Annotated in this window: 11 protein-coding genes; 7 read left to right on the plus strand and 4 right to left on the minus strand. The window is 67.3% G+C overall.

Annotated features, from left to right (window positions below; genetic code table 11):
• Positions 1–415: 415 nt before the first annotated feature.
• Positions 416–6,229 carry a HAMP domain-containing protein gene (locus tag ABC766_RS09305; RefSeq protein WP_345821966.1) on the plus strand — a complete coding sequence of 1,938 codons (5,814 nt, stop codon included), beginning with the start codon at positions 416–418 and terminating at the stop codon, positions 6,227–6,229.
• The gene (locus tag ABC766_RS09310) at positions 6,226–8,298 is read left to right on the plus strand and encodes a response regulator (protein ID WP_345821967.1); all 2,073 of its coding nucleotides are present in this window, start codon (positions 6,226–6,228) and stop codon (positions 8,296–8,298) included. The genes ABC766_RS09305 and ABC766_RS09310 overlap by 4 nt, the downstream gene beginning before the upstream one ends.
• Positions 8,299–8,538: 240 nt before the next feature.
• Here the strand turns inward: ABC766_RS09310 and ABC766_RS09315 are convergent, their stop codons facing one another.
• Positions 8,539–11,193, minus strand: coding sequence for an MHYT domain-containing protein (locus ABC766_RS09315; protein WP_345821968.1), 2,655 nt, complete (start codon positions 11,191–11,193; stop codon positions 8,539–8,541).
• A gap of 717 nt (positions 11,194–11,910) precedes the next feature.
• On the opposite strand from ABC766_RS09315, the gene ABC766_RS09320 reads away from it, so the two are divergent.
• Together ABC766_RS09320 and fghA are read left to right on the plus strand one after the other, a co-directional pair.
• Complete coding sequence (locus ABC766_RS09320; RefSeq protein WP_179697951.1) at positions 11,911–13,047, plus strand: S-(hydroxymethyl)glutathione dehydrogenase/class III alcohol dehydrogenase; 1,137 nt, start codon at positions 11,911–11,913, stop codon at positions 13,045–13,047.
• A 134-nt stretch (positions 13,048–13,181) separates the two neighbouring features.
• Entirely contained in the window at positions 13,182–14,015 is an 834-nt protein-coding gene (gene fghA, locus ABC766_RS09325; protein WP_345821969.1) for an S-formylglutathione hydrolase, read from the plus strand.
• A 330-nt stretch (positions 14,016–14,345) separates the two neighbouring features.
• On the opposite strand, the gene ABC766_RS09330 is transcribed toward fghA, so the two are convergent.
• Genes ABC766_RS09330 through ABC766_RS09340 form a run of 3 tightly spaced genes read right to left on the minus strand, consistent with a single transcriptional unit; the run spans position 14,346 to position 17,201 of the window.
• Positions 14,346–14,558 (minus strand): hypothetical protein, encoded by a 213-nt coding sequence (locus ABC766_RS09330; RefSeq protein ID WP_345821970.1) that lies wholly within the window; start codon positions 14,556–14,558, stop codon positions 14,346–14,348.
• Between the two features lie 44 nt (positions 14,559–14,602).
• Positions 14,603–15,967: an LLM class flavin-dependent oxidoreductase gene (locus ABC766_RS09335; RefSeq protein WP_345821971.1), complete on the minus strand. Its 1,365-nt coding sequence runs from the start codon at positions 15,965–15,967 to the stop codon at positions 14,603–14,605.
• A 13-nt stretch (positions 15,968–15,980) separates the two neighbouring features.
• Positions 15,981–17,201: a monooxygenase gene (locus ABC766_RS09340; protein WP_345821972.1), complete on the minus strand. Its 1,221-nt coding sequence runs from the start codon at positions 17,199–17,201 to the stop codon at positions 15,981–15,983.
• 405 nt (positions 17,202–17,606) lie between these two features.
• Here ABC766_RS09340 and ABC766_RS09345 point away from each other — a divergent pair, with 405 nt between their 5' ends.
• Genes ABC766_RS09345 through ABC766_RS09355 form a run of 3 tightly spaced genes read left to right on the plus strand, consistent with a single transcriptional unit; the run spans position 17,607 to position 20,996 of the window.
• The gene (locus ABC766_RS09345; RefSeq protein WP_345821973.1) at positions 17,607–18,596 is read left to right on the plus strand and encodes an ABC transporter substrate-binding protein; all 990 of its coding nucleotides are present in this window, start codon (positions 17,607–17,609) and stop codon (positions 18,594–18,596) included.
• Positions 18,597–18,600: 4 nt separating this feature from the next.
• Entirely contained in the window at positions 18,601–19,644 is a 1,044-nt protein-coding gene (locus ABC766_RS09350) for an LLM class flavin-dependent oxidoreductase (RefSeq protein WP_345821974.1), read from the plus strand.
• Between the two features lie 14 nt (positions 19,645–19,658).
• Positions 19,659–20,996, plus strand: a complete 1,338-nt coding sequence (locus tag ABC766_RS09355; RefSeq protein ID WP_345821975.1) for an LLM class flavin-dependent oxidoreductase — start codon at positions 19,659–19,661, stop codon at positions 20,994–20,996.
• The last annotated feature ends 110 nt before the right edge of the window (positions 20,997–21,106 follow it).

The following is a 21,106-nucleotide window of genomic DNA, read 5'->3' on the forward strand; positions in this document are numbered from 1 at the left end:
TGCTCGTGAGCGCGCAAGACTTAACCTATGAGGCGGCCGCCGAAGTGATGGGCTGTCAAATCGGTCCTGTGAAAAGCCGGGCGCGCCGCGCCCGGCCCTGGCGCGTTGCGAATCCTGCCAGCGAGGAGCACCTCACCTTGCACGGGCATCCATGCTGACCTGTCCGGATGCACCGAACCGGCCTGACACGGCCATGCCAGTGTGAGCGTATTCGTTTCTGTCAGATCGGCCACGAAACTAGTTCTACACAGGACGAGGCTCGCGATTCGGCTTCATCCCGCGCTCCAAACGATTGAGCAACCCTCTGGGCTGAGCTCAATTGCCGTGCCACTTCGGTGGTGGTCACTCGTAATCGCTGACGTTTCGGATGGCTGACACGCTTAGCCATGCGGATCTACCCTGAGGTTGTTTCCGCATGACGCCGACTACGTCGCAGTTGGAGCCGAAGCTCCTCCTGAAGAGCCTCCGCGCCTTTCGGAAAGGTGACTTCTCGATCCGGCTGCCGCTGGATCTCACGGGCATCGATGGCGAGATCGCGGACGCGTTCAACGACATTCTCGAACTCAATCAGGGTCTCGCCCGGGAACTCGACCGGGTTGCGCGTGCCGTGGGCAAGGACGGGCGCATCGGCGAGCGTGGCAAGCTTCCGGCCGCGACCGGCGGATGGAACGACTGTGTCGACTCGGTCAACACGATGATCGGAGATCTCGTTCAACCGACCACCGAAGTGGTCCGCGTCATCGGAGCGGTCGCGAAAGGCGACCTCGGTCAGACCATGCAGATCGAGATCGAGGGCCGCCCGTTAAGGGGCGAGTTCCTCCGCATCGGCAAAGTGGTCAACACGATGGTCGACCAGCTGAACTCCTTTGCCTCGGAGGTGACGCGCGTGGCCCGGGAGGTTGGCTCGGAGGGCAAGCTCGGCGGACAGGCCAAGGTCAAAGGCGTCGGCGGAACCTGGAAGGACCTCACCGACAACGTGAACCTGATGGCGGCGAATCTGACAGGCCAAGTCCGCAATATCGCGGAGGTCACCACTGCGGTGGCCAATGGCGATCTGTCCAAGAAGATCACCGTCGATGTGAAGGGTGAGATCCTCGACCTGAAATCGACCATCAACACGATGGTCGATCAGCTCAATTCCTTCGCCTCGGAGGTCACGCGCGTTGCCAAGGAGGTGGGTTCGGAAGGCAAGCTTGGAGGCCAAGCCCAGGTCAAGGGCGTCGGTGGCGTCTGGAAGGATTTGACCGACAACGTCAACATGATGGCCGAGAATCTGACGGGCCAAGTGCGTAACATCGCCGAGGTCACGACCGCGGTCGCGCGCGGCGACCTCTCCAAGAAGATCACCGTCGACGTCAAAGGCGAGATCCTGGCGCTGAAGCTGACCATCAACACGATGGTGGACCAGCTCAACTCCTTCGCCTCCGAGGTGACACGTGTCGCCCGCGAGGTCGGCACGGAGGGCAAGCTCGGCGGTCAGGCCCAGGTGGAAGGCGTCGGTGGGACCTGGAAGGACCTCACCGACAACGTGAACATGATGGCGGCCAACCTCACCGGCCAGGTGCGCAACATCGCCGACGTGACCACCGCGGTGGCCAATGGCGACCTGTCCAAGAAGATCACCGTGGACGTGCGCGGTGAGATCCTGGAGCTGAAGAACACCATCAACACGATGGTGGATCAGCTTAATTCCTTCGCCTCGGAGGTGACCCGCGTCGCGCGCGAGGTCGGATCGGAGGGGAAGCTCGGCGGGCAGGCCCAAGTTCCTGGGGTCGCCGGCACCTGGGCCGATCTCACCGACAACGTGAACCTCATGGCCGCCAACCTCACCGGTCAGGTGCGCAACATCGCCGACGTGACCACCGCGGTGGCCAACGGCGACCTGTCCAAGAAGATCACCGTGGACGTGCGCGGCGAAATTCTGGAATTGAAGAACACCATCAACACGATGGTGGATCAGCTCAATTCCTTCGCCTCGGAGGTGACCCGCGTCGCCAAGGAGGTCGGCTCGGAGGGGAAGCTCGGCGGGCAGGCCCGCGTCGAAGGCGTGGCAGGAACCTGGGCCGATCTCACCGACAACGTCAACCTGATGGCCGCCAACCTGACCGGTCAGGTGCGCAACATCGCCGACGTGACAACCGCGGTGGCCAATGGCGACCTGTCCAAGAAGATCACCGTCGACGTGAAGGGTGAGATCCTGGAGCTGAAATCGACCATCAACACGATGGTGGACCAACTCAACTCCTTCGCCTCGGAGGTGACCCGCGTCGCCCGCGAAGTCGGCACGGAAGGCAAGCTCGGCGGGCAGGCGCAGGTCAAGGGCGTCGGCGGCGTGTGGAAAGGCCTGACCGACAACGTGAACATGATGGCGGCCAACCTGACGGGCCAAGTGCGCAACATCGCCGAGGTCACAACCGCGGTGGCCAACGGCGATCTCTCCAAGAAGATCACCGTGGCCGTCGAAGGCGAGATCCTGGAATTGAAGTCGACCATCAACACGATGGTGGATCAGCTCAACTCCTTCGCCTCGGAGGTGGTCCGCGTCGCCCGTGAGGTTGGCATCGAGGGCAAGCTCGGCGGCCAGGCCCAAGTGCGCGGCGTCGGCGGAACCTGGAAGGACCTCACCGACAACGTCAACATGATGGCCGCGAACCTCACCGGTCAGGTGCGCAACATCGCCGACGTCACGACTGCGGTGGCCAACGGCGATCTGTCCAAGAAGATCACCGTCGACGTGAAGGGTGAGATCCTGGAGCTGAAATCGACCATCAACACGATGGTGGATCAGCTCAACTCCTTCGCCTCGGAGGTGACCCGCGTTGCCCGTGAGGTCGGCTCGGAGGGCAAGCTCGGCGGCCAGGCCCAGGTGCGCGGCGTCGGCGGAACCTGGAAGGACCTCACCGATAACGTGAACATGATGGCGGCCAACCTGACCGGTCAGGTCCGCGGCATCGCGGATGTCGTCACGGCGGTGGCCCAGGGCGACCTCAAGCGGAAACTCTCGGTCGATGCCAAGGGCGAGATCGCCGCCCTGGCCGACACCGTCAACGAGATGATCGAGACGCTCGCCACCTTTGCCGACCAAGTCACCAACGTGGCCCGCGAGGTGGGCGTCGAAGGGAAGCTCGGCGGTCAGGCCCGGGTGCCGGGTGCCGCCGGGCTGTGGCGCGATCTCACCGACAACGTGAACCAGCTCGCGGCAAACCTGACGACCCAGGTGCGCGCCATCGCCGAAGTGGCGACGGCGGTGACGAAGGGCGACCTCGCACGCTCGATCTCGGTCGAGGCTTCCGGCGAAGTCGCCTCGTTGAAGGACAACATCAACGAGATGATCCGCAATCTGCGGGACACGACCCTCAAGAACGCCGAGCAGGACTGGCTGAAGACGAACCTCGCCAAGTTCACGCGCATGCTGCAGGGCGAGCGCGACCTCGCCACCGTCTCAAATCTGATCCTGTCCGAGATCGCGTCGCTCGTGAATGCCCAGCGCGGCGTGTTCTTCATGGTGGAGGACGATGGCGGAGAGCCGGTTCTGGATCTGATGGCGAGCTATGCCTTCACGGAGCGCAAGAACCTGTCGAACCGGTATCGCCTCCGTCAGGGTCTCGTGGGCCAATGCGCCTTCGAGAAAAAGCGCATCACCCTCACCAACGTGCCCGGCGACTACATCACCATCGGCTCGGCTCTCGGCGAGGCACCACCCCTCAACATCATCGTCCTGCCAGTCCTGTTCGAGCAGGAAGTTCGGGCAGTCATCGAGCTGGCGTCGTTCAACCGTTTCAGTGAGACCCATCAGTCCTTCCTTGACCAACTGACCGAATCCATCGGGATCGTGCTCAACACGATTGCCGCCAACATGCGGACCGAAGGTCTCCTCAAGCAGTCGCAGCTCCTGACCGGCGAATTGCAGAGCCGGCAAGAGGAGCTGAAGAAGACGAACGACCGCCTGGAACTTCAGGCGGCCTCCCTGCAGCAATCCGAGGATCTGCTGAAGAGCCAGCGCGAGCGCCTGCAGCAGACCAACGAGGAGCTGGAGGAGAAGGCGCGGCTGCTCGAAATCCAGAAGCGCGAGGTCGAGGGCAAGAACCGCGAGGTCTCCGTTGCCAAGACGGCGCTGGAGGAGAAGGCCGAGCAGCTGAGCCTGACCTCGCGCTACAAGTCGCAGTTCCTGGCCAACATGAGCCACGAGCTACGCACGCCGCTCAACAGCCTCCTGATCCTCTCGAAGCTTCTCTCCGAGAACCGCGACGGAAACCTCACGGACAAGCAGCGGGAGTTCGCCAAGACCATCAACGCAGCCGGGACCGACCTCCTGTCGCTCATCAACGACATCCTCGATCTCTCCAAGATCGAGTCCGGGACGGTGTCGCTCGAAGTCGGCGATGTCGCGCTGCAAGATCTCGTCGAGAACCTCGAAAGGACCTTCCGCCAGCTGGCCGAGGACCGCCACCTCGCCTTCGTGATCGATGTCGAGCCCGGCTTGCCGCGGTCGGTACGCACGGATTCCAAGCGCCTGCAGCAGGTTCTCCGGAACCTTCTCTCCAACGCCTTCAAGTTCACCGAGACGGGCAGCGTTTCGCTCAAGATCGGCTCGGCCGAGGGCTCGCCGCTGCGCGCCGGGAGCCAGTGGATGGCCCTCTCCGTAACCGATACCGGCATCGGCATCGCCGAGGATAAGCAGCGGATCATCTTCGAGGCGTTTCAGCAGGCCGACGGGACCACGAGCCGCAAGTATGGCGGCACCGGCCTCGGCCTCGCCATCAGCCGCGAGATCGCCCGCCTGCTGGGCGGCGAGATCGTGGTCGAGAGCCGCATCGGTTCGGGCAGCACCTTCACCCTGTTCCTGCCCTTCGAACCGCCCGTTCAGGCGGCCACGGGCCGCGCGTGGGAGACGGCCGCGGGGACCGGAAATGCCGCGCTGACCGGCCGCCAGCCGAACGCCGCGATGGCCCTTTCGGCCGCCGCGGACGACCGCCATGCCATCCACCCGGGGGATCACATCGTGCTCATCGTCGAGGACGACGCGATGTTCGCCTCGGTGCTGCTGGAACTTGCGCGCGAACGCGGGTTCAAAGGCTTGATCGCGCAGGACGGCGCCGGCGCGCTGAGCCTCGCCCACCGCTTCAAGCCGCACGCCATCACCCTCGATATCGGCCTGCCCGACATGGACGGCTGGGCCCTGCTCGACCTCCTGAAGAACAACTCCCGCACCCGCCACATCCCGATCCACGTCATCTCCGTGAACGACGAGAAGAAGCGCGGCCTGCGCGCCGGTGCGTTCGGCTTTCTGGAGAAGCCCGTCGAGCGCGAGGGCCTGCTGCGGGCCCTGGAGCTCTCGAAGGATTTCATCACGCGGCCCGTCCGCAACCTTCTGCTCGTCGAAGACGACGAGAACCAGCGCGCCAGCATCACGGCGCTCCTGAGCGAGGAGGACGTCAAGATCTTCGGGGTCGGCACGGCGTCGGCCGCACTGGAAGCCCTGACCGGCGGCCGATTCGACTGCGCGATCATCGATCTCGGCTTGCCCGATATCGGTGGTTCCGAGCTGATCGAGCAGATCCGCGCCTCGCAGGACGGGGAGGAGCTGCCGATCATCGTCTATACCGGTCGGGAGCTCACGCCCGCCGAGGAGCAGCAGCTGAGGCAGACCGCCTCGACGATCATCATCAAGGACACGCGCTCGTCCGAGCGGCTTCTCGACGAGACCGCCCTGTTCCTGCATCGGGCCATCGCGAGCGCTCCAGCCGACGAGCAGGGTCTCGGCGAGCGCATTGACGGGGTGTCTCTCCAGGGCTGCCGGGTCATCCTGATCGACGACGACCTGCGTAACATCTTCTCGCTCACGAGCGCCCTGGAGCAGCACGGGCTTGAGGTTCTGTTCGCGGAGAACGGGCACGACGGCATCGCGCTGCTCGAATCCCATCCGAACATCGACGCGATGTTGATCGACATCATGATGCCAGGAATGGACGGCTACGAGACGATGCGTGCGATCCGGGTTCAGGGCGCCTTCCGAACCCTGCCGCTGATCGCCGTGACCGCGAAGGCCATGAAGGGCGACCGCGAGAAGTGCCTCGAGGCGGGCGCGTCGGATTACGTCTCGAAGCCGATCGATATGGACGAGCTTCTGGCCGTGCTGCGGGTGCAGTTGGCACGACGGGGCGAGGTCGCCGACAGTGTGACGCCGCTGCGCGCGGAAGCGAGAGACTTCGAGCGGCAACCCCGATGAGCCGCCGACTGGATCCCCATCCGGCTGGTCCGGACGATACCGCGGGACAGCTCGGCTTACCCACCGAGCTGGCCCCGGTCCGAGCCAAGATCCTGATTGTCGATGACGACCAGCGTAATCTGCTTGCCGCCTCCGAGATTCTAGCCGATCCCGAGACCGACTTGATTCTGGCGAACTCGCCGGAAGAAGCCCTACGCCGGGCCCTCCGGGAGGACTTCGCCCTCATTCTGCTCGACGTACAGATGCCGCGCATGGACGGCTACGAGGTGGCCGCCCTCATCCGCAGCCGCTCGCGCACATCCCGTGTCCCGATCCTGTTCCTCACGGCCCACAACAAGGACGACATCCACATCTTCCGCGGTTACTCCGCAGGCGCGGTCGACTATGTGTTCAAGCCTATCCAGCCCTTGGTGCTGAAGTCGAAGGTCGATGTCTTCGTCGATCTTTACCGCAAGACCGAAGAGATCAAGCGCAACGCGACCGCCGAGAAGCGTCTGCTCCTGGAGAACCTTCGCGTACGCGGTGAGAAACTGGAAGCCGAGCAGGCGCTGCGCAGGCGGGAAGAGCATCAGGCCGCTGTCCTGCGCGGCCTTCCCATCGCCCTCTACACCTCACCGATCGGCGTCGCCGACCGGCGCCTCGACTTCACCAACGACAGCATCGCGCGCATCACCGGCTTCTCGCGCGAGGCCTTCGCCACCTCCGGCCTCTGGAATTCCCGCCTCGAAGCAGACGACCGTGAGCGCGTGTCGGCGGCGCTGCGCGCGGTCCTCGAGACCGGCGAGGTGGCTCTGGAGTATCGCTGGCGCAACGCGGATGGCTTGGAACGGCACATCCTCGACCAGATCGCGGTGAACCGTGATGAGAGCGGCACGGCGGTCGAGCTCTTCGGGATGTGGTTCGACGTGACGGAGCGCAAGGAGCTTGAGCTCAACTTGCAGCACGCTTCGAAGCTTGAGGCGGTGGGCCGCCTAACCGGCGGGATCGCGCACGATTTCAACAACATGTTGAGCATCGTCATCGGCAATCTCGATTTGGTAAAAGGCGCGTTGCTGGGCAACGAGAAGGCGCACCGCCGCATCGAGAGCGCCATCGAGGGGGCCCATCGCTGCGCCGAACTCACCAGCCGGCTGCTGGCCTTCTCGCGACGCTCACCTCTCCAGCCGAAAGCGCTGACCTTCGCGAACTTCATTCCTGGCCTGATCAAGCTTCTGGAGCGCACGCTTGGCGAGCGGATCACGATCTCCGCGGATCTGGAGGCGGGACTGCCGGAAGTCTGTGTCGATCACGCTCAGTTCGAGGCCGCTCTCATCAACCTCGCGGTGAATGCCCGGGACGCGATGCCGGATGGAGGGACCTTGGACATCCGCATCAGGCGCCGGGACCCCACTGGGCCGGAGGGGGTCGAGGACGTGCGTTTCGTAGAGATCACGGTCGCCGACTCGGGCACGGGGATGTCACCTGATGTTCTGGCGCGCGTCTTCGAACCCTTCTTCACGACGAAGGAGGTCGGCAAAGGCACGGGCCTCGGTCTGAGCATGGTCTATGGCTTCGTGCAGCAGAGCGGCGGGACCATCGTTGTCGACAGCACGCCGCATCAAGGCACCCGTTTCGTCGTCACGATGCCCGTGCTCGCCGGCGGGAGTCCCAAGTCGGATGAAGACCCTGCGGGTACGACGAACGTATCTCCGGATCCGATGAACGGTGCGGGTAGGGCCGTGCTTGTCGTCGAGGACGACGCCGATGTTCGCTCGACCGTTGTCTCGACCCTCGAGGCCCTCGCGTTCGAGGTGCTCAGTGCTCATGATGCCAGCGAGGCCCTTCGCGTTCTGCGGAGGGAGGCGAATATCTGCCTCGTTTTCAGCGACGTGAACATGCCCGGCGCGATGAACGGCATCGAGCTCGGACACATGATCCGGCAGCAATGGCCACACATGCAGATCCTGCTGGCCTCCGGCTACCTTCGGGAAGGTCAGGATGCGAACGGCTTCCCCTTGCTGCAGAAACCATTCCGAGCGAACGACTTGATTGACAACCTGCGGGACCTGCTCGGCAACGCGCGGGGGTAAAGCTTTCTCAATCGCGCCTGTGAGAATCGACAGCGGAACGCGTGCCGATCGCAGACAGGCGCGGCGATGTTGCCCAGCAGAGATCCCCGGGATCTGTGGAGATCCGCCGTTCCCGCGTATCGGCACAGGGCTGCCGGCGTTCGGGGTCCCGGGAAGATGGCCAGCGGTGCCCCAAGACGGTGCGTGCGAACGGCACTTGGGCGACGCCGGTTATCGAGGGATGGACGCGCTGCCTGTCGATCAGCCGTCTGTCGCACGCACCGGGATGGACGGGTTCAGTCGGCCGAGCCGGCCGACTTCCGCGGCAACGTCCTGCAAGCTGGCGTCACCCTTGCGCAAGATCCGGTCGGCGGCGGACAGATCATGACGCTCTTCTTCCGAGACGTCGCGGGCGCTTAGGACGACCACCGGAACTTCGTCGCCGCCCGGCATTGCCCGCAGGGCGCGCAGGAATGCGAAGCCGTCCATCACCGGCATGGTCAGGTCGAGGAGCACGAGCCCCGGGCGCGCCGCGCGCACGCTGGCCAGGGCCTCGGCCCCGTCGCCGGCCTCCCGAACCGCGAACCCCTGGCGTCCCAGCACGGTGCGGAGCCGGCGCCGCATCTCGGCGTCGTCATCCACCACCAGCACGTCGCCCGCGCCCGCGCCGATCCGGTCGAGCACCCCCTTCAGGCGGCTCCAGTCCACCGGCTTCGGAAGCGAACCGGCCGCCCCGAGCGCGGCCCCGAGTGCGGTATCGGCCACGAAGCTGACCATGATCACCGGGATGTCGCGGGTGACGTCGTCGCGCTTCAGCGCGGCCAGCACGGCCCAGCCGTCCATCTCCGGCATCATCACGTCGAGCAGCACCGCGACGGGCTGCAACTGGCGTGCGAGTTCGAGACCCGACCGTCCGTCGACCGCAGCCTGGGCCGCAAAGCCCTGGCGGGCCAGGAAGCGGATCATCAGCTCGCGCTGGCTGGACTCGTCGTCGACGACCAGAACCAGACCGCGCGTGCCGTCCGCCGTGCCCCCGTGAAGGGCCGGAGGATGCCCATCCGCTATCTCGGGCCCGGGCATGGTCGCCGGCAGTGTGAGGGTGAAGGTCGTGCCCCGGCCTTCGGCGCTGTCCGCGGAGACGTCGCCGCCCATCAGATTGGCGAAGGCCTTGGTCAGGGCCAAGCCCAGTCCCGTGCCGCCGTACTTGCGCGTCGTCGATTCGTCGGCCTGCACGAACCTCTGGAACAGCCCGGCGAGCTGCTCGGGCGTCATGCCGATGCCGGTATCCGACACGGCGAAGGTCAGCCGTTCACCATGGGGGCCGGGCTCGCGCCGGACCCGCAACGTCACGGTCCCGCCCTCGGTGAACTTGGCGGCGTTGCCGAGCAGATTGAACAGGCACTGGCGCAGTTTCACCGCGTCGGTCTGTGCTTGGCCGAGGTCCGTAGCAAGGTCGAGGACGAGGCGGTTGCCCTTCTTGGCCACGAGACCCTCGACGGTCGCGGCGGCGTCTCGCACGAAGGCCTCGACGGCGACGTCCTCGGCCAGGACGTCCATCTTCTCGGCCTCGACCTTCGAGAGGTCGAGGACGTCGTTGATCAGCCCGAGAAGGTGCTGGGCGTTCGAGCGGATCTTTCCGAGATCGGCCTGGAACGTGTCCTGCCCGAGATCCTCCGCCTCCTCCTGAAGCATCTCGGCGTAGCCGATGACCGCCGAGAGCGGCGTGCGCAGCTCGTGGCTCATGTTGGCGAGGAACGCGCTCTTGGCGCGGTTGGCGGCCTCGGCCGCATCCCGGGCATCCCGCAAGGCGGCCTCGTGGGCGTGACGGGCGCTGACATCCGCGTGGACGCCGACCCATTCGCGGATCGCCCCGTCCGCATCCCGCACGGGCACGGCGCGCACCGCGTAGTGCCGCCAGCTGCCATCCGATGCGCGGACGCGGTGTTCCACGGCGTAGGCGCCGCCCGTCCGGGACGCCTCCTGCCAGATCCGGTTCGTCTCGGGGAAATCCTCCGGGTGGATCGCTTTCGCCCAGCCGCGACCGCGATACTCAGCGAAGGTATGGCCCGTGATCTGCTCCCAGCCCGGCTGCTCCTCGATGAAGTCGCCGGCAGCGTTCGTCGTCCACATCACGCCATCGACGGCCCGAACCGCAGAGCGGAAGCGCGCTTCGCTGACGTGTAGGCGCCGCTGGGTGCGCCGCTGGTCGAACGAACCCGCCATCATCGCCAGGAACAGGACGACGAAGGTGATACCGGCCACCGCCAGGGCGAGATCCTGCTGGCCGGTAGACAGGATGGCCGCGTGGGCCGGGTGAGCACCCGCCTCCTCGGCTGTGAAGGTCGCGGCGGCCATGCCGGTGTAGTGCATGCCGGCGACCGCCAGCCCCATGACGCCGGCGGCCATGAGCCTCTGCCAGGGACGGTTGCGCCGGAAGGTGAGCCACAGGGCGGCGGTCGATGCGGTGACGGCGATGGCGACCGACACGGCGACGATGCGCGGGTCGTAGGCCAGGTTCCCAGGGACCCGCATCGCGGCCATGCCGGTATAGTGCATGGCCGCCACGCCGAGGCCCATCGCCGAGCCCGCGACGAGCAGCGGCGCGGTGGCGATGCCTTCCCGCGCCACCCAGGCAAAGGCCGCGGCCGTGCTGCCCACAGCGATCAACAGCGACAGGACGGTCGTGCCGAGGTCGTACCGCGCCGGCATGCCCATCTCGAAGGCAAGCATCCCGACGAAATGCATGGCCCAGATGCCACCGCCCATGGCGAACGCGGCGGCTGCGGCCCAGGCCCAGCGCGGACCGGAATCGGGCTGGCGGATGCGCGCTCCGAGGTCGAGCGCCGCATAGGATGCGAACACCGCGATCACGATGGAGAGCGCCACAAGGGCCGGGCTGTAGCCGGTATGGATCATACGAGGATCGATCAGGGAGAGGTCGGGCGTCGGGCGCTCGGGAGGGCGGACGAATCTGCGGGCGGCGACGGAGCGTGTCCACTCACCGATGCGTTTGGCTTCGGTATCCGCCCGCGCGGGACGCCGATAGCGTGGCATTGTCGCGCGACGACCGCGGTGGAGAGGTCGGCTCAGGCCTCCCGCGAGCCCGAATCCCATTCCGTGGATGAGAGATCGGAGTCGGCTCACGCATGTAGCTGGGCCCGCCCACGCTGGCGGACCGTGACGGGCACCCCTCATGCACCGACGCGGACAGGAGATTCACGCGGCGCGTGACGCGTGCGAATCCGGGCGACGGTCGTGCCCATATCGTCCTAGGGCAGGATCGCCGATCAGCGCGCGTCCGGATCCCGTCAGCACCGTGGGCATGGCCGAGCGGAGCCTGGGACAGACACGGGTCGATTTCGGCCAAGCCGTCTGGTCCCGTCGGCGACGTCTCTGATGCAACCCTCGCGGTCAGCGCGCGCCATGCAGGGTGCGGATGGGACCCATTCCCCGGATCTGCCGGAACCGGGACGCCAGGGTCAAAATGCGGACGCAGACGTTGCATCCGAGCGCCAGAAGCATCACACACGCACCAGATTTCCGGACCGTTCGGTGCGCCGCCCATGAGCGAGGCGCACCGAAGAGTCGGCAGTTCGGCGCCGTCCGTGATCGTCCAGACAACAGGAACTTGTGATGAAGACGCGCGCGGCTGTCGCGTGGGAGGCCAAGAAGCCTCTCACGATCGAGACCATCGACATCGAGGGGCCCAAGGCCGGCGAGGTTCTCGTCGAGCTGATGGCCACCGGGATCTGCCACACCGATGCCTACACGCTGTCGGGCCTGGATTCCGAGGGCAAGTTCCCGGCGATCCTCGGCCATGAGGGCGCGGGCATCGTCCGCGAGGTCGGCGCCGGCGTCACCACGCTGAAGCCCGGCGACCACGTCATCCCGCTCTACACGCCGGAATGCCGCAACTGTAAGTCCTGCCTGTCCCAGCGCACCAACCTGTGCACCGCGATCCGGGCGACCCAGGGCCAGGGCGTGATGCCGGACGGCACGAGCCGCTTCTCCTGCGTCTCCACCGGCGGCAGCCCGGGCGGTTCGAACACCGTGTTCCACTACATGGGCTGCTCGACCTTCTCGAACTTCACGGTCCTGCCCGCCATCGCGCTGGCCAAGATTCGCGAAGACGCCCCCTTCGACAAGATCTGCTACATCGGCTGCGGCGTGACCACCGGGATCGGCGCAGTGATCTACACCGCCAAGGTCTGGCCGGGCGCCAACGTGGTTGTGTTCGGTCTCGGCGGCATCGGCCTCAACGTGCTCCAGGCCGCCCGGATGGTCGGTGCCGACAAGATCATCGGCGTCGACATCAACCCGGAGAAGCAGGCCATGGCCCGCAAATTCGGCATGACCGACTTCATCAATCCGAACGAGGTCGGCACCGACAAGGTGGTTCAGGCCATCGTCGATCTCACCGGCGGCGGCGCCGATTTCTCCTTCGACTGCACCGGCAACGTCCACGTGATGCGCCAGGCCCTCGAGTGCTGCCATCGCGGCTGGGGCGAGTCGATCGTCATCGGCGTGGCGGAAGCCGGCCGCGAGATCTCGACCCGTCCGTTCCAGCTCGTCACCGGCCGCGTCTGGAAGGGTTCGGCGTTCGGCGGCGCGCGCGGACGCACGGACGTGCCGAAGATCGTCGACTGGTACATGGAGGGTAAGATCAACATCGACGATCTGATCACCCACACCATGCCGCTGGAGGAGATCAACCACGGCTTCGACCTCATGCACGAGGGCAAGTCGATCCGCTCCGTGGTCGTCTACTAAGGAAGACAGATCCGGGGCTCCCCCGCCTGCGAGGTCGGGGAGCCCCACGCACGCCCCCGCATTCCCGGAGCCCCGGTGCCCGCCATTCGGCCCCCGAGCGGGGCTCTCGGCGCCCGAGCAGGAGACTACAGCTGATGGAAACCGTCTCGAAGGCCCGCGCCCACGGCGGCACGCAGGGCGTCTACAAGCACGACGCGCAGACCACCGGATGCCCGATGACCTTCGCGGTGTTCGTGCCGCCCCAGGCCGAGAAGGGACCAGTCCCGGTGCTGTGGTACCTGTCCGGGCTGACCTGCACGCACGCCAACGTCATGGACAAGGGTGAGTATCGCAAGGCGGCAGCCGATCATGGTGTGATCGTCGTGGCTCCGGATACCAGCCCGCGCGGCCCCGGGATCCCGGACGAAGAGGGCAATTGGCAGTTCGGCTCCGGTGCCGGTTTCTATCTGGACGCCACCGAGGCGCCCTATGCGAAGAACTACAAGATGTGGAGCTACGTGACTGAGGAGTTGCCGGCCCTGATCGCGCGGGAATTCCCCGCCGATCTGTCGCGCCAGGGCATCTTCGGCCATTCCATGGGCGGCCACGGTGCGCTCACCATCGCGCTGACCTACCCGGAGCGCTTCAAGTCCTGCTCCGCATTCGCGCCGATCGCACAGCCGTCCACGGCCGGCTGGTCGAAGCCTGCCTTCGAGAAGTACCTCGGGTCCGACCCGGCCGCCTGGCGCGCCCACGACGCCACCGCGCTGATCGAGGACGGCAAGCGCTTCCCCGAGATCCTGGTGGATCAGGGCTCCGCCGACAGCTTCCTTCAGGACGGTCTGCGCCCCTGGCTGCTTGAGGAGGCCTGCAAGAAGGCCGGCATCGCGCTGACGCTCAACATGCGCGAGGGCTACGACCACTCCTACTTCTTCATCTCGACCTTCATGGCCGACCACATCGCCTGGGCTGCCGCGCGCCTGAAGTAAGTTTGTCAGCACCCTCGGCGCAGTCGGGAAGCGATGCTTCCCGACCTCGGGTGGAAGACGCCGTCCTGGGCGCACGCGGAGGCTCGATCCCCCCGCTTTCGGGAAGCCCAGGCGGTTTTCCGCATGCCCGACATGGATCGGTTGGAGCTCGTCCGCTTGTGCAGCGCGCCCTCTGCAAGGCGGACGTTTGACTTCCGGCCAGACCAACGCACGCCGGATCGCCGAAGCCCGCAAGACCGGGCATCCGGATTTGCGCTCCATTCGGCTTAACGGCGAGGGGCAGAAACGTCCCCCGAAGCCGGCACGGTTCCGGGGCGAGATCGACCCGCTTCACGTCCCGGACCGGAACCAGGCGGACCGACTGGCGCGATGTCTGTCAGGACAGGATCCCGGCGGCGCGCCGGGACATCTCGGGACCTCGTCGTTGCGAACCCAACGGTCGCCCTGATCAATCGGGTGTCCGGCCACCAAACCGGCAACGGCGGCGACACCGTCTTTCAGAAAGCGCCGCCGGGCGGGGATATCCGTGTCGTCGTCGGTCATGACCGTGCGATCCGAAGTCGAAGGCGCCTGCGGCCGGGGCACGGTCATGCCGCTCCCCGGTCGGACGCGGCGTGCGGCGTGGAGAACCGGTCGGCGGGACGCGGCAGGCCGAGATTCTCCCGCAGGGTCGTCCCCTCGTATGCCTCCCGGAACAGGCCCCTTCGGCGCAGTTCGGGGATCACCAGGGAAACGAAATCGTCGAGGCCTCCGGGCAGGGTCGGCGGCATGATGTTGAAGCCATCCGCGCCATAAGCCTCGAAGCGCTCCTGCAGGGCGTCCGCGATCTGCGTCGGCGTGCCGACGATCGTCCAATGTCCACGGGCGCTGGCGGCCCGCAGGTACAATGCGCGGATCGTCAGCCCTTCGCGGCGGGCGAGACGGAGGAAGAGATCCTGCCGGCTCTTGCCGCCGTCGGTCTCCGGAAGATCCGGCACGAGGGCATCGTCCGGGTAGGCGGAGAGATCGGCGCCGATGAGCTGCTGCAGGAGCGCGCGGCCGACCGCCGGATGAATCAGCTCCTGCAGGGACGCGAATTTGTCCTGCGCCTCGGCCTCCGTCCGGCCCACGACGGGGAAGGCGCCCGGCATGATCTTGAGGTGGTCGGGGTTGCGGCCGTGGCGTGCCATCCGATGCTTCACGTCGCCGTAGAAATCCACCGCGTCCTCCAGGGTCTGCTGGGCGGTGAAGATCACTTCGGCGGTGCGGGCGGCGAGGGCTTTGCCCGCCTCCGAAGAGCCGGCCTGAACCACCACGGGATGCCCCTGCGGCGGCCGGGGGACGTTGAGCGGCCCCCTCACCGAGAAATGCGCGCCCGCGTGCGCGAGCAGGCCGAGCTTGTCCGGATCGAAGAAGCGGCCGGTCTCGCGGTCGCGCACGAAGGCGTCGTCCGCGTAGGAATCCCAGAGGCCGCGGACGACGTCCACGAATTCCTCCGCTCGGGCGTAGCGGTTGGCATGGGCGAGATGGCTCTCGCGGCTGAAGTTCCAGGCCTCGCGCGGATCGGCGGAGGTGACGAGGTTCCAGCCCGCCCGGCCGCCGCTCAGGTGATCGAGCGAGGCAAACTTCCGCGCGACATGGAACGGCTCGTTGTAGGTCGTGGAGGCGGTCGCCACGAGCCCGATGCGCTCGGTGACCGCCGACAGGTGGGACAGCAGCGTCAGGGGCTCGAACTGGCCGACATAGCGGATCGCCGTGCGGCTCAGGGCGTCGAGATCGTCCCCGCGAATGCTGACGCCGTCCGCGAGGAAGAGCAGATCGAACTTCGCGGCCTCCGCGGTCCGGGCGATCTGCCGGTAATGGGCGGCGTTGATCCCGGCATCGGCCTGGGACGACGGATGCCGCCACGCGGCGACGTGGTGGCCGCCGGGATACAGGAACGCGCCCAGGCGCATGCGGTCGCGGCGTGCCATGCCCGTCGCCCCCTCACGCCGAGCCGACCCGGTATTGCCGGGGCGGCGCCTCCCCGGAGATCGCGAAGGCACCGACAGAGCGGTCCCGGTAGATCCGCGGGTTGTGGGAGGCGATGGTGCGGGCGTTGCGCCAGTAGCGGTCGAGCCCGTTCCCGACCTTCACCGCCGAGGCGCCCAGCGCGTCGAACAGGCTCGTCGTCGCGCTCAAGATCAGGTCGGTCACCACGCTGACCGCTTGGTTGACCTCGACATCGGCGAGCGTCGCCTGACGCTCCACGTCCGGCGATCCGGCCCGGTGCGCGTCGTGGACCCTCTGGAGGGCCTCCGCGACCTTCAGGACGATCGCGCCCGCCGCGTAGGCGTTGGCACGCACGCGCCCCACCACCGCCTGGATCTGCGGGTCGTCAGCCGTCCGCCCGGCATTGCCGTGGCTGTAGACGCGGGTCCGCTCGGCCACGAGCCGTGCCACGTCGTCAGCCGCCGCCCGGCCGATCCCGGCGAGCGTCGCGAGATGAACCAGCTGGAAGAACGCCGTCGCATAGGGGAAACGGGCCGGATCAGGCTTGATCAGGTCGGGGGCGAGCACCACGCCTTCGAAGGTCGCGGTGCCGCTGGCTGTGAGCGATTGCCCGAACCCGTCCCAATCGTCGACGATGGTCACCCCCGGCGCGCGCACCGGCACCGCCGCCGTCACCGGGCCGCCCGCCTCGTCATCCGCCGAGAGGTGGATGTAGTCCGCGAACAGCGAGCCGGTCGTGTAGAACTTCCGGCCGTCGACAACGCGGACACCGTCACGCTGGCGCACCACCGTGTCGAATGCGCCGACCTTGGCGGGGCCCGTCTCCGAGACGCCGCTGCCGATCGTCTCGCCCGCGCCGATCCGGCCGATCCAGGCCGCGCGCCATTCTGGCGAGGACGAGCAGAGCGCGTCCTCGGTGAAGCCGAAATGCGCCCGCAGCGCATTGGTGACGTTGGAATCCGCGCTCGACAGCTCGATCAGCAGAGCGAACAGTTCCGACAGGCTGGCGCCGTGGCCGCCCTCGGACGGCGCCAGGCGCAGCGTGGTGAAGTTGGCCTCCCGCAGCCAACCGATCTCGGCATGGGGCAATCGGCGGGTCCGATCCCGCTCGACCGCCGTGGCGCGGATCTCGGCGAAGACCGGCCGAAACCGGTCCGCGAGTTCCTCGTAGCGCCCGCTCGGCCCCGCACCCCAGCCCGCGTCCGTCTGAGACATGAACACGACTTCCCGATTCCGGCCGACGGCCCGACAGCGATGCCCCTGGAATCGGTGAGTTGTTCCCGGATCTCAAGCCGAATGGTCTGGCATTATCTGTTTTTGGAAACTCGGTCTTGCAAGGAAGACGCTTCGGAGATTTTCATTTTCTTCAACGTCCCAGAGAGAAAAGGCTGCCTCTTCGGGCCCATGATTCGTGGATGATCCGACAAAGATCGATCGTCGGCGCCGAATTCCGAACTGTCGGGCGTCGACAGCGAAAGAATACTTTTCCGAGCGCCCGTCGAGGAACGGTCTGCCATGCTGCTACGGCAAATCGAAAACACGTTTCATTGATCCGGCGCCCCCGGGCGGCTTTCAATACGGGGCCGGCCTCTTCTTTCCCTGCCGCGTTGCGAGCCTTCGATGACCGACGAGACCCTCTGGCGGATCGCGCCCTCCCGCCGCTCGCTCCTGCGCACCGGACTCGGCGGCGCGGCCGCCGTCGCGCTCGGTGCCCCTGCCGTGCACGCGGCGCCGCGCGAGGTGAAGATCAGCATGCAGCGCTCGTCGGTGTTGTTCACCGTGCTCAAGGTGAAGGGCACGCTGGCCGAGCGGCTCGCTCCGCTGGGCTTCACGCCGACCTGGCACCTGTTCACCAGCGTGATCGAGCCGATGAATGCCGGCGCGGTCGATATCCATGCCGACGTGGCCGATGCGGTGCCGATCTTCACCCAATCGGCCAAGGCGCCCCTCACCTTCTACGCCCGGGAGCGGGGGGCGCCGTCGGCCGAGGCGATCATCGTGCCGGACGAGTCGCCGATCCGCACCGTCGCCGATCTGAAGGGCAAGACGGTCGGCGTCTCGCGCGGCTCGGGCAGCCATTACGTGCTCGCCGCCGCGCTGAAGCGCGACGGCCTCACGCTCGGCGATATCACGCCCGCCTATCTTCAGGCGCCGGAAGGTGCCGTGGCCTTCGAGCAGGGCCGCCTCGATGCGTGGTCGATCTGGGATCCGTTCCTGGCCTTCGCGGCGGCGAAGCGCCCGGTGCGGGTCATCGCAGACGGCAGCGGGCTCACGAGCTATCACCGGTACTACCTCGTCAACGATAGCTTCGCCGCCGCGCAGCCGGAGGTGGTGGCGACCGTCTACCGCGCGCTCGCCGAGGCCGGCGCGTGGATGAAGGCGAACCCGGCGGAGGCCGTGGCGCTGCTGGCTCCGATCTGGGGCGACCTGCCGCCCGCCGTCGTGGCCGCCGCCAACAGCCGCCGCACCTATGCCGTCGAGCCGGTTGAGCGGGCGCAGCTCGGCGAGCAGCAGGCCATCGCCGACGTGTTCTACGAGGCGAAACTCATCCCCCGCCGGATCGACGCCACCGCCGTGCCGATCTTCGCGATTCCTCCCGGCCGGGGCTGACGCCATGACGGGCTCACCCCGGTTCGGCATCTGGGCCGCCGTCCACGGCTCCCGCGCCGCCCACCACGATCCCGACGAGCCGGACGATGCCAGCTGGGAGCGCAACCGGGCCCTAGTGCTGGAGGCGGAGGCGCTGGGCTTCGACGCGGTGCTGGTCGCGCAGCACACAATGAACCCCTACGATCCGCAGCGCGATCAGCTGGAGGCCTGGACAGGAGCGGCGGCGCTGGCGGCCCTGACCCAGCGCATCGAGATCATTGCGGCGATCAAGCCCGGGCTTTACCACCCCGTGGTGCTCGCCAAGATGGCGCTGCAGATCGAGCATATCAGCGGCGGTCGCTTCGCACTGAATCTCGTGAATGCCTGGAACAAGGCCGAGTTCGAGCGAGCCGGGCTGCCCTTCCCGGCCCATGACGAGCGCTACGCCTACGGCCGCGAGTGGATCGGCCTCGTGGACCGGCTGATGCGCGGCGAGCGCGTGACCGTCCAGGGCCAGCACTTCCAAGTGGAGGAGTACCAGCTCCGCCCGGCCGGGACCTTCCGGGCGCGGCCGAGGATCTATCTCGGCGGCGAATCCGAGCCCGCCCGGGCGCTCGCCGCCGACCATGCCGATGTCTGGTTCATCAACGGCCAGCCGCTCGCGGAGGTCGCGGCGCTGATCGAAGACGTCGCCCGCCGCCCTGCCCCCAACGGCCCCCTGCGCTACGGCCTCTCGGCCTTCGTGATCGCCCGCGAGACCGATGCGGAGGCGCAGGCCGAGCAGGACCGTCTCCTCGCCCTCGCCCAGCGCGACGCGGCCCTGCGCGCCGACACCCGGGCCCGCACCGATGCCGCGAGCGTCATGTTCGCCAAGACCGATGCCGCCGCCTCCCGGCATGTCGGCACCAATGGCGGCACCGCCGCCGGGCTGGTGGGCAGCTACGAGACTGTGGCCCGGCGTCTCCGCGACTTCCACGCTGCCGGCATCGACCTGTTCATGCTGCAGTTCCAGCCCTTCGAAGCCGAGATGCGCCGCTTCGCCGAGCAGATCCTGCCGCGCGTCCGCTGATCCGGAGAGAGTCGATGAGTGGCCGTCAATTGCACCTCAACGTCAATGTGCTGCATGCGGGCGTCTACCCCTCCGCGTGGCGGCTGCCGCAGAGCCAGCCGGATGCCTTCCTCGACCTCGACCACTTCGTGCGCGTCGCCCGCGTCGCGGAGCGGGGCAAGCTCGACGCGGTCTTCCTGGCGGACACGCCCGCCATCAACGACCGGATCGACCACCGGCCCTTCAACGCCCTGGAGCCGACCGTCTTGCTCGCCGCGCTGGCCACCGCGACGCGCCATGTCGGCCTCGTGGCCACCGCCTCGACGACCTACAACGAGCCGTTCAATCTTGCCCGCCGCTTCGCAAGCCTGGACCTCATCAGCCGGGGCCGGGCGGGCTGGAACGTGGTGACGACGGCCGATGCCGCCGCCGGCCGCAATTTCGGCTTCGCCGGCGCTTCGGAGCACGGGGCACGCTACGCCCGGGCGCGGGAATTCACCGATCTCGTCCACGCGCTGTGGGACAGCTGGGAGGACGACGCGTTCGTCGGCGACAAGGCGAGCGGCCGGTTCATCGACACGGCGAAGGTCCATGCCGTCGAGCACCGCGGCGCGCATTACGCCGTTGCCGGGCCGCTGACGGTGCCACGGAGCGCGCAGGGGCGCCCGGTGACCTTTCAGGCCGGCGGATCGGAAGACGGGCGTGAACTCGCCGCCGCCACCGCGGATGCGGTGTTCTCCCTCGCGCAGACCATCGAGGACGGCACCGCCTACGCCCGGGACCTGCGGGCGCGGGCCGCGCGATACGGACGCCGACCGGACGCGCTCGTTATCCTGCCGGGCCTCGCCACGGTGATCGGCGCCACGGAGGCCGAGGCACGCCGCCGCCAGGACGAGCTCTGGGACCTCGTGCCGGTGGAATACAGTCTCGCCCGCCTCGCCGGGACGTTGCGCCTCGACCCGTCGCGGCTCGAACTCGACAAGCCCCTGCCGGAACCGCTCCCCCTGCCGCCCGACGCCAACCACACGATGTTCCTCGGCACGCTCGCCCTCGCGCGCCGGGACCGGCTGACGGTCCGCCAACTCCTGCGGGCGCTGGGCGGCGGCGTCGGCCACCGCGTCGTCGTGGGCACGCCGGAGGCGATCGCCGACGACATCGAGGCCTGGTTCCGCGCGGGCGCGGCAGACGGCTTCAACCTGATGCCTGACGTGCTGCCGGATGGTCTGGAGACTTTCGTGGACGCGGTCGTGCCGATCCTCCAACGGCGCGGGCTGTTCCGCCGCGACTATACCGGCGCGACCCTGCGCGACCATCTCGGCCTGCCACGGCCGGCGAGCCGCTTCGCCGCCACGGACGCCGCGGCTTCGGCATGATCAAGTGCAGCAGCATCAGGCTGAGAGAATTCCGCTCTGGATCTTCCCGACGACACGAGAAGCAAGACCTACCAACATGCGAAAGTTCGACAGTCGTTACTCTTGATGCC

The sequence above is a fragment of the Methylobacterium fujisawaense genome, from assembly GCF_039619325.1.
Classification (GTDB): domain Bacteria; phylum Pseudomonadota; class Alphaproteobacteria; order Rhizobiales; family Beijerinckiaceae; genus Methylobacterium; species Methylobacterium fujisawaense.

Bases quoted from the DNA above. Each gene is read 5' to 3' on its own strand.
- ABC766_RS09310 (WP_345821967.1), top strand. From the start codon at position 6,226: ATGAGCCGCCGACTGGATCCCCATCCGGCTGGTCCGGACGATACCGCG.
- ABC766_RS09305 (WP_345821966.1), top strand. From the start codon at position 416: ATGACGCCGACTACGTCGCAGTTGGAGCCGAAGCTCCTCCTGAAGAGC.
- ABC766_RS09355 (WP_345821975.1), top strand. From the start codon at position 19,659: ATGAGTGGCCGTCAATTGCACCTCAACGTCAATGTGCTGCATGCGGGC.
- ABC766_RS09345 (WP_345821973.1), top strand. From the start codon at position 17,607: ATGACCGACGAGACCCTCTGGCGGATCGCGCCCTCCCGCCGCTCGCTC.
- ABC766_RS09335 (WP_345821971.1), bottom strand. From the start codon at position 15,967: ATGGCACGCCGCGACCGCATGCGCCTGGGCGCGTTCCTGTATCCCGGC.
- ABC766_RS09315 (WP_345821968.1), bottom strand. From the start codon at position 11,193: ATGATCCATACCGGCTACAGCCCGGCCCTTGTGGCGCTCTCCATCGTG.
- ABC766_RS09320 (WP_179697951.1), top strand. From the start codon at position 11,911: ATGAAGACGCGCGCGGCTGTCGCGTGGGAGGCCAAGAAGCCTCTCACG.
- ABC766_RS09340 (WP_345821972.1), bottom strand. From the start codon at position 17,201: ATGTCTCAGACGGACGCGGGCTGGGGTGCGGGGCCGAGCGGGCGCTAC.
- fghA (WP_345821969.1), top strand. From the start codon at position 13,182: ATGGAAACCGTCTCGAAGGCCCGCGCCCACGGCGGCACGCAGGGCGTC.
- ABC766_RS09350 (WP_345821974.1), top strand. From the start codon at position 18,601: ATGACGGGCTCACCCCGGTTCGGCATCTGGGCCGCCGTCCACGGCTCC.
- ABC766_RS09330 (WP_345821970.1), bottom strand. From the start codon at position 14,558: ATGACCGACGACGACACGGATATCCCCGCCCGGCGGCGCTTTCTGAAA.